6 protein-coding genes are annotated in these 8,315 nt (G+C 56.3%); 4 read left to right on the top strand and 2 right to left on the bottom strand.

All coding sequences use genetic code 11. From position 1 onward, the window contains the following. Nucleotides 1-212: hypothetical protein (locus AC0QUY_RS41725; protein ID WP_474417182.1), on the top strand; the 212-nt coding region annotated here is incomplete at its 5' end. Between the two features lie 161 nt (nucleotides 213-373). Here the strand turns inward: AC0QUY_RS41725 and AC0QUY_RS41720 are convergent. Next, entirely contained in the window at nucleotides 374-1,237 is an 864-nt protein-coding gene (locus AC0QUY_RS41720; protein WP_246738305.1) for an Effector protein NopP, read from the bottom strand. 801 nt (nucleotides 1,238-2,038) lie between these two features. On the opposite strand from AC0QUY_RS41720, the gene AC0QUY_RS41715 reads away from it, so the two are divergent. The 3 genes from AC0QUY_RS41715 (at nucleotide 2,039) to AC0QUY_RS41705 (ending at nucleotide 6,943) form a co-directional block, all read left to right on the top strand. Then, nucleotides 2,039-2,914 carry a host specificity protein gene (locus AC0QUY_RS41715; RefSeq protein WP_246738304.1) on the top strand — a complete coding sequence of 292 codons (876 nt, stop codon included), beginning with the start codon at nucleotides 2,039-2,041 and terminating at the stop codon, nucleotides 2,912-2,914. Between the two features lie 1,615 nt (nucleotides 2,915-4,529). Next, the gene (locus AC0QUY_RS41710; protein WP_156434996.1) at nucleotides 4,530-4,949 is read left to right on the top strand and encodes a DUF7694 domain-containing protein; all 420 of its coding nucleotides are present in this window, start codon (nucleotides 4,530-4,532) and stop codon (nucleotides 4,947-4,949) included. A 1,697-nt stretch (nucleotides 4,950-6,646) separates the two neighbouring features. Further along, nucleotides 6,647-6,943 carry a hypothetical protein gene (locus tag AC0QUY_RS41705; protein ID WP_475384626.1) on the top strand — a complete coding sequence of 99 codons (297 nt, stop codon included), beginning with the start codon at nucleotides 6,647-6,649 and terminating at the stop codon, nucleotides 6,941-6,943. A 153-nt stretch (nucleotides 6,944-7,096) separates the two neighbouring features. Here the strand turns inward: AC0QUY_RS41705 and AC0QUY_RS41700 are convergent, their stop codons facing one another. Further along, the gene (locus tag AC0QUY_RS41700) at nucleotides 7,097-7,834 is read right to left on the bottom strand and encodes a carbonic anhydrase (RefSeq protein WP_161856785.1); all 738 of its coding nucleotides are present in this window, start codon (nucleotides 7,832-7,834) and stop codon (nucleotides 7,097-7,099) included. Nucleotides 7,835-8,315: the final 481 nt, after the last annotated feature.

Below are 8,315 nucleotides of genomic sequence, written 5' to 3'. Positions count from 1 at the left end.
GACGCTACGAGATCAACCGCTTGCCGCTTGTAGTCGTCCGTAAACGACCGACGTTGACGTCCTTCCATCCGACACCTCCTGGCTCTTCGAGCCTACTACAGGTGTCCATCAATTCGGAGGAGGTTCAATTGTCACCGCATTGGTTGGGCGGCCTGGGCATCACGCCAAGCTTAAGGCGTTCGGACGAGCTGAGGAGCGCCGAACTGCACTAAGCGTCCAAGAACCAGCCGAGACGGTTGATAGTCCCCAATGAAGGCTCTTGTGCCACGGAGCGCCACATACATGATCCAGCCTGAAGAGGATCGCTGCATAGGAAACAAGACACGGTCAGATCCGGTCGTCTCCGTCGCGACTCTACAAGATCCCATTCGATCTACATAAAGTCATCCTCGTACGAGTACGTGGCGGGACTTGGTGCACTCCCGATATTACTGCTCTCACCTCCCGCAGTTTTGGAGAGATATAGTGGAGGTTTGTTTTTACGCTGCCATTCACCGGCAGTGTTCTTTATCCAAATGTCGGGATACTGGGTAGGATCAAGTACCATATTGTTCTCGTCAACCGCAACGAATCCCATCTTCGCTGCACGGGCTTTAGACCCTTGATTGGCAGAACGCCAATTGAGTAGCGGTCGTTCGCCGTCGAGCCGAAGTTGATACTCCAACAGAATATCACCTGCGTTCTCGACAAGCGGGTGAGTAACCTGAAGGTCTACAACGGATGTGATCTCAGTTCGCCCGGGAAACTGTTCGCGCCACTTGTCGCCTTCGAAGTCAATCATGCTGAATCCGCCTTCCGTTCTTAGAAGTCCGACACTCTGCTTTCCTAATTGATAGCTGAAATATCGCGCGCGATCGCTATCGTCAGTTGTGCCATATTTCTCGGCGACCTGAGCGATGCGCTTGGCTTTTTCGGATATGAAATCCGAGTACTCTCGTGGATTAGCGGCTATGTGCTTGATTTCATCGTCATAAAAGCGCTTCGCTTCTCTCCTAAATAGAGGCTTGTCGATCTTCACAATTGGAGGTCTGGGAACGAGGGAATATAACGGCGTTTGTGCCGAAGATGAGCCATCGTTAGAATCCGGTGCGGCAGAGTGCATCTCTGCGAACATGTCCGCGAGCCTTTGGCTGTCCGCATCAGTTTTCTCGGCGCTACTTGCTGACGGTCTCGTTTCGTCACCCTCGCCAAGGGGGGCGTATTGAATATTGGACGAGCCGCTGATTCGGCTATACATGGCGTTACGCGCTCTTATCGGATTAGTGTTTCGCATTCGCACTGAGTTCAGGCTGGCGAGAATCTGCGAGCTTGATAGTCAGCCAAGCTGACGACAGGCTGACGCAGGCGTCACTCGTCTATGCGCCCTCTTACGGGAGGATCTGCCCGGCAGAAGAAGCGCTCGCGCGCATGATGGCGTACAAGAGAAAGCCAATTATTGCCACAGCGCATACGATGAAGAGTTGATCGGTCTGATCTCTGTTCGCAGGAGAGACGGCCGTGTCCCCTCGAGTGACCAGACGTCGGTTGCATCAACATACTGCCGATTATCCGGCGATGGCGAATAGAGCTCCTGCCTTTCAGCTCAAAAACGGACATTGTCATTCGTTGCACCCGTGTACTGTTCCGCTGTCTGGTCGCGTTTGTCGCAACATCCTTACCGGTGATATTGCGCGCCGGCCGGGCGAGGCTTGGATCAGCTCGACGCGATCGGCAGGACCGAGCGCCGCATTGGTCCAAGCGCCCAGCAACTTTGCCGCAAGAGCAGGCGGATAGTTGCCGATCACGAAGGCATCTGGGCGCCGCGCCTACAGCTCCTGGAGCCATGCAGAAATCGTCACGTAGGCGGCTAGAATCTCCGGCGAATCGCAATAGCGTTGCTGGAATGCCAGCCGCCCCTCGCCGTGCAAAACGTGGACCGGGCTAGGATGATGCACCCCGTCTGTGCGTCAGCTTATTGTCAGCTCGCGCGCCTATCATGTCTACAGGCCTTCGGATGGGCCAGTACGGTGTAACTTTTGGGATAGGGAGGGCGAACCGCATGGATAGCAGAATCACCGGTTCTTCCAGTCAATTTCCAAGCGCGAGCCAGGCCGATGAATCGGAGCCATCAGCAGATGGCCGAAGGTTTACGGAAACGCTTGCTGACGCGGCGCCTGGTTCGTCCTCGGGGACGACACGGTCGTACTCACTCGTTTCCGAACCTCCCATCGATGAGATTGACAGGAAGTCATTCAAGGAAGAACTGAGAAAGTTTTACGGTGACGACATCAAGCACATAGCCGATAATCCGCTAGAATACTCGGATTTCGTTTCCAACAAGGCTAGGCAAACAGCGATGGTCGCCAGAGCCGCATCTACCGTAGAGGATTCGGACCAGGCGCAATATTTCAGCTACCAATTGGGTGACAAGAGTGTCGGGCTTCTAAAAACCGAAGGTCGACGTCGCATGGCAGGGGAGGCGTGGGAGCGGAACTTTCCGGGACGAAAACACGTCTCGTCCGTTGTCGATCTCCGGGTTACTCATCCGCTCGTTGAGAACGCAGGCGATGTTCTGCTGGAACATCAACTTCGGCTCGACGGCAAGCGGGCGTTGGTCATGTCGCGTCCTGCCACTGATGAGGTGAAGCCCCGTCTAGAGCAGATGGGTTTTGTTTACGTGGGTAACGATGAAGATGACAATGAATATGTGCTTGACCCTAGGCAGCATCCCGACAAGTGGACGCTGAACGAGCAGGGAAAATGGCAGCGGGTGGACAAACCTCAGCTATATCTCTCCAAAGCTGAGAGTAGTGATGACGAAAACGAAGGAAGTGTCGAGGAATATTCGGGTGAAGAATACATCGAAACGGATTCGTCGGGGGACGATCCTTCTTGGTACTTCGAGCAGCTCAATTTAGGCCCGGGGACTGGCTAGCAGACGTCCGGACGGGTGCGGCTTGGCCTGAAAGTGGCCGACTCTCGGAGCGGCATGCACCCGGAAGGGGCGCTCCAACGGGAGCGCCCGCCACGCGCGGGTGTGCTCCCCATGCGGGGCGCGAGCGGAATAGGCTGAACCGGCAGCGGTTCAGGCTTTCCGGCAGAGCAGCCCTTTGGAATCCTAGTCAGCTGCTCTCAGCGGCTTCTTGCGTTATCTGGCAACGCTCTGGGATTCGAACGCTCCGCAAGCATGGACGTGTTGCGCGATTCTGGAAGGGCGCTTCGCTGGGCGATCAATTGAGGTGTGCCTCCTCATGACCGAGCAACGGGCCAAGCCGAATGTCGCTGCCGCCTATACGATCTGCGGTCTGAAGGACATTAAGCAGGCGCGCTACGGAAGGAGCAAGGAATGAATCAGACTGGTCTATATCGATGAAAAACACCCACGCGTGATGCACCAGACGCGCTGTTCGTCGATCGATACCGCCCAATTGTCTGGAGACTTTCGGCATCGAGCCGAAGAGGGGGCGCTGCTCGGAGCTCCGCTTGCTGCGCCTCATCCGGACGTCATCTTCACGGATAGCGAAATGTCTTGCCGTCGCTGCTGATCTTAGTGCTCGCCAGGACGACATTTCGCGATGCTCCGCCTGCACGTTTTCGTTCAGTGGACCGGTTATCTTCGATTGCTTTCAAGTAAGCATCGTTGCAGCAGTCCTTGAGTATGTTCGCAATACGAAGCCAAACTTGCGAGCAGAACCGTGTCAAAGGGCAATTTGAACATTGGTCTGCTCATCAGTAAAGCGTCTCAGGCGAACATCCGACGCAAGCGCAAGGGGGGCAATTGCCGATATCTTACAGCCTACCGCCTGTGTGTGTTGGCGCCGCCGCTTGCTGAATCGCTTCACCAGCTGTTTAGCGCTTGGATGATGAGCGATTTCCGACTGAGGCTTGGGGGAGCCTATGGCTCGTCCGGCCACTTGCCGAACCGTTCACCCGGTTTGCGGGGCTGCGCTGTGTAAAGAGAGAGAAGGCCGTCTCGAAAAATTCGGCCTGCTGATCATCCGATGGTCGCATTCTGCTGGGGTGCCTGCCCATTCCAAACGATAAGGCCAGCATCGGAATTCGACGGCGAGATCAAGCTCCGAAACGGTCGCCTTGTGATCAGGCGTTCAACGGGCTCATTCCATGTGCCGGCCCTGACTGTACTGGAATAAAACTGGTTCCGGCGGCGCGTTTGCGGTCGTCGAGGGTTTCTAGCCTCGTCGCGAAGCGAGCCGCAACCACGTGTTTGCGGCAAGCTTCGAAAAGGAATGGGGATATGGTGAGCTAAAAAAGGAAAGATCTGGTGCTGAAACCAAACTCGAATGCGGAAAGTACCATTGTGACCTTATCCGTACGGAAACGTATGCGTTTTTCTCAATAAAAGGTGACGGAGATGGCTGAAAGTTTATCCTGGCCTCACGGGGAGGTGCTTTACCGGCCCGACGAATGCCGAGCGTCCGCTTGCATGTGTTTGCCGGTATTGGAACTGGAAGAAGAGAGATGATCTGCATCTGCGGTTTGCTCAGCAGTTTGTTCGAAACCAAATTCATCAGCGAGGCAAAGCAGGGGACGTGAGAGCACAAGTTCTAGAAAAACTCGAAGCCGGCCGCGTACGACATGGCCAATTCGCCAGCGCGCCGGGATCAGGTCCTTGCGGCCTTTTCTTTGTTCAGGGCCCTTGTGGGTGCAGACTCAGGATAGTCGGACTTGTTCGCCCAGGGTGGGAGCATGTCTCCGTCTCCACGCCGCGACGTTGTCCGAACTGGGAGGAGATGTGCTTCGTCAAAGACCTGTTTTGGGATGAAGAGGAGTGCGTGATGCAACTGCATCCGCCTCATTCGCAATACGTGAATAACAGCCGGTACTGCCTGCATCTCTGGAAGCCGACTCGTCAGGACATTCCAGTGCCACCGGCTAGCTTCGTAGGCGTCGTCGGGCTTGGACCATCTGAAACGGCGATATTGCTTGCACAGATTGGGGGGCTATCGTGAGAGCCGTGTTACTACAACGAATCGGCTCCTCCAACATGGGGCGCCGCCGCACGTATCCGGTACGAACGACGACTGCAATGCAGGGAAAACTCTCTTCGAGACATCTAAGAGGTTTGTTGGAGTGTGTTCGGGGAGTTTTCCAGATCTCTTCGGCTGATCAACAATGCCCGGAACTCACGCGAAACGATATCGTTGCCGTCGGGAAACTCGTCAGCTTGAAGTCAGCTCGCGTCCTTAGGGTGCCGATCCGTCAATCGGCGCTGAATGATAGCCGTATCACGCATCGAGAAGAGCAGCGGGTTATAGCGAGCATGTCTGGCTCTACGGAGTACACGGCACGTGTGGATTGGGTGCCGTCCTGGTTGCGATTGGTCTTGGATGTAGCCGCATTGTGCTGTGTGGCGTGCCTTTTGATGACGACCGTTATAATGACGAGCCTTTTTGGTGGCGTACTGCTTTTGCTTCATCTGATGCGGCGGGCTCGGTCGGTGCAAATCGCAACGTCTCTTGTGGAAGGTGGACCAGATCGCTTTCGAGCGAAAAATGAGAAGCATGTCGCACCGAACCAAGAAATGGGTGACGCCCACAAAGTCGACCCGTAGCCTCAGGAGAATAGGTCGAGTAGGACCCGAAGTAGTCGACTGCCTGAAAGCAGCAGATTGCGCCACATGCGATGCGCTCCTGCTTGCAAGAACGGGGAAACGGGTTCGAGCCTCTGGACCGGCGAGCAGGTCAGCCGACGCCGTTGCACTGCATCAATAAGGCGCGCCGGAGGAGGGTAGCTGTCAAAGAGAGAGTATACTCATCGCAGTGTGCCTCAACACTGAGTACAGTCGAGATCCATCCGGCATACGGTCAATGAGCTAGGGCGTGGCTGCATCGTGGGCGCAGACTACACGATTAAGGATACTCATGTTCTCCACGCCAGTATCGCTAAGAAGCGTGGCAGGAATCTACTGCTGGTTCCGCTCGATGTCGCCCACCATTCCGGAATGATCTGGCCCACCGTCCCGATTTGATGTCGCCCACCATTCCGAGATGATCCCGCCCGCCATTCGGGGATGATGTCGCCCGGGGTGACGAGGCCTCTTGTGACTCGATACGGTCCCACCTTTCAGCTTTGCGGGGGGGGGGGCCTGGATGCCGACGGAGAGGTTTGCGATCCGCCACGCGCGATGTGATCAGACTGAAGTTGGTCGGGATGACGACCCGTGGGATTGCGCGGCGGGTGGGGACGGCGCCTTCGACGGTGCGGTTGACGATCAACCGGTTCGGAGGCGGCGGGGCTGACCTGGCCGTTGCCCGAAGACGTCACCGACGCGGTTTGAAAGGGGGACGCCCCGTTCCCCCGTTCGAAATGAAACAATGTGCGGTGCCCTGTTTGATCATCGTATCTGCCAGATGCGCGCGGCCTTTCACCGCATGCGTCCCCCTTTTTCCAGGAGCTGGAGGAGATCAAACAGGAGGCGGACGACTTCAGCGAAGGGTCGATGCGGGCACGAAGATGCGCGAAAGCTTTACGTGCTTCGCCGAGATCTGTTCGAGGGTGATTTCGACCCCGACTCCATTCATCCAGCAATCGCTAAGCAATTCGTGAATATCCGATTGGGCCGAGAAGGTGATGCTGACCGGCGACAACGCGGAAACACTATTTCCAGTGGTTCAGAACTCTCGACCCAAATAGCCGCTCAATGGGGATGGCCAAAAAGCAAAGCATTCCGAGGCGGCTGTTCAAACACCGCGCGTTCAATAATCTCACACTCGATACGATCATTGCGAACAATCTGTTTTATGCCGATCCGAGCACATTCAATGATCCGTTCGACGCTCGGCCGTCGCTCAACACCAATCTTCCTGCCACAGATCTTGAGCGCGCGTTACGCCAACTCGTCGATCGGCGAGCGGAGATGAAAGCCGCGGCGAAGACAATCAGGTACAAAGGTCCGAAAACCCTGGATCGCAGCGGAGCGAAATGGCGCGATCAGGTTGGCTGAGTACGAAAAGCCGCAACTGAAGCTTTGCGGCCCGTAAACGTGTTTAGGACTACGGAGAGCCAAGAACCTTCTGCTCGTGGCCATCTCGCGCGCCGAATCGCAGGGTTGTCGGTCGCCCGCGGCCGCGCGAGAAACGGCCCGTTGTTGGAAGTGTCAGCTCAGCAGCTCGACGCTGCCGGTGTCGAGCCGATAAAGAGCGCCGACGACCTTCAGCTTATTCTGCTCAACTGCCGCGTTCAGAATCGGGCTTGCCGATTTCAGCTTATTGACGTTGTCCACCACATTTTGCCGGATCGCGTTGGCGAGTGCATCCCCGCTTTGCTGCGATGACGCCTTGACCGCGGGTGCAAGTGCGGCGATCAGGGACGGGATGTGCCCCGGCGGCGGCTTGTCGTCTTTCAGCGACTGGATCGTAGCATCGACGGCGCCGCAGCGGTCGTGGCCGAGCACCAGGATCAGCGGCGTATTTAGTACCGCAGCGGCATATTCCATGCTCGCGACCGTGTCATCGTTGGCGAAATTGCCTGCAACGCGGCAGACGAACAGATCGCCAAGTCCACTGTCGAATGCAAATTCGGGCGCAATACGCGAATCGGCACAGCTCAGGATCGCGGCATGTGGATTTTGCCCACCGATCAAGACTTCGCGTTCGTGCTTAAAACCGTGGCACCGCGACGCGCCCTGGACATAGCGTGCATTGCCTTCCATGAGTCGCTTCAGTGAAGCGTCCGGCGAGAGCACGTTGTCGGGCTTGGGTGGTGCTTTCGCCTCCTTGGCGTCAGCAATCCTGTCGCCAAGCAGCACGCCAACAGCCGAAGCAGCGAACAACATTAGGGAACGCCGAGACGGCGCGAGCAGGTGAGGTAGATTCGAAGAGCAGTTTTCACACATAGTTTTCTTAGCCTGTGCAGTTACAGCGTCTGCGAAGAGCGCATGAATGTGCTTGTAAGGTGTATGGACTACGAGAAAACGTCGCGCGTGGCGAGCCGTTTTGGTGGGCTTGATGCCCGCACTGGACAGACGAACGCTCAATGGCATCGGCCGCTGTTTGCGCAAGAAACGCGCCGCCAGCAGATAACTTCGAGGCGCGATTCAGTTGCCTTCAGGGCGCAATGGAAGTCGTATCGCGCAGTTGAGGCGTCCGCCTTGGGTAATTCTCGATCGGGTCGAGCCAGCACAACGGCGGCAATATCCGTTATGCCACAAAGCCGAAGTGAAATGTACGCATCCGGTGGCGCTTACGACTACCCACATTTTTTTGAGGTGCACTGAGCCGAAAAACTTGAGTCGCTAGAATCGCTTGTGATTCTTTGATGGGCACCTGATTCGAGAAGAGGTGCTCTATGGGACTGACTTCACGCGCCCGGGATGA

The organism is Bradyrhizobium sp. WYCCWR15520 (assembly GCF_056174665.1).
The sequence above is the reverse complement of the archived record's forward strand: the minus strand, read 5'-3'. Positions and strand labels throughout refer to the sequence as shown.

What these genes read in the sequence shown, in the direction of transcription:
- AC0QUY_RS41720 (WP_246738305.1), bottom strand. Translation starts at nt 1,237, where the DNA reads ATGTATAGCCGAATCAGCGGCTCGTCCAATATTCAATACGCCCCCCTT.
- AC0QUY_RS41715 (WP_246738304.1), top strand. Translation starts at nt 2,039, where the DNA reads ATGGATAGCAGAATCACCGGTTCTTCCAGTCAATTTCCAAGCGCGAGC.
- AC0QUY_RS41705 (WP_475384626.1), top strand. Translation starts at nt 6,647, where the DNA reads ATGGCCAAAAAGCAAAGCATTCCGAGGCGGCTGTTCAAACACCGCGCG.
- AC0QUY_RS41700 (WP_161856785.1), bottom strand. Translation starts at nt 7,834, where the DNA reads ATGTGTGAAAACTGCTCTTCGAATCTACCTCACCTGCTCGCGCCGTCT.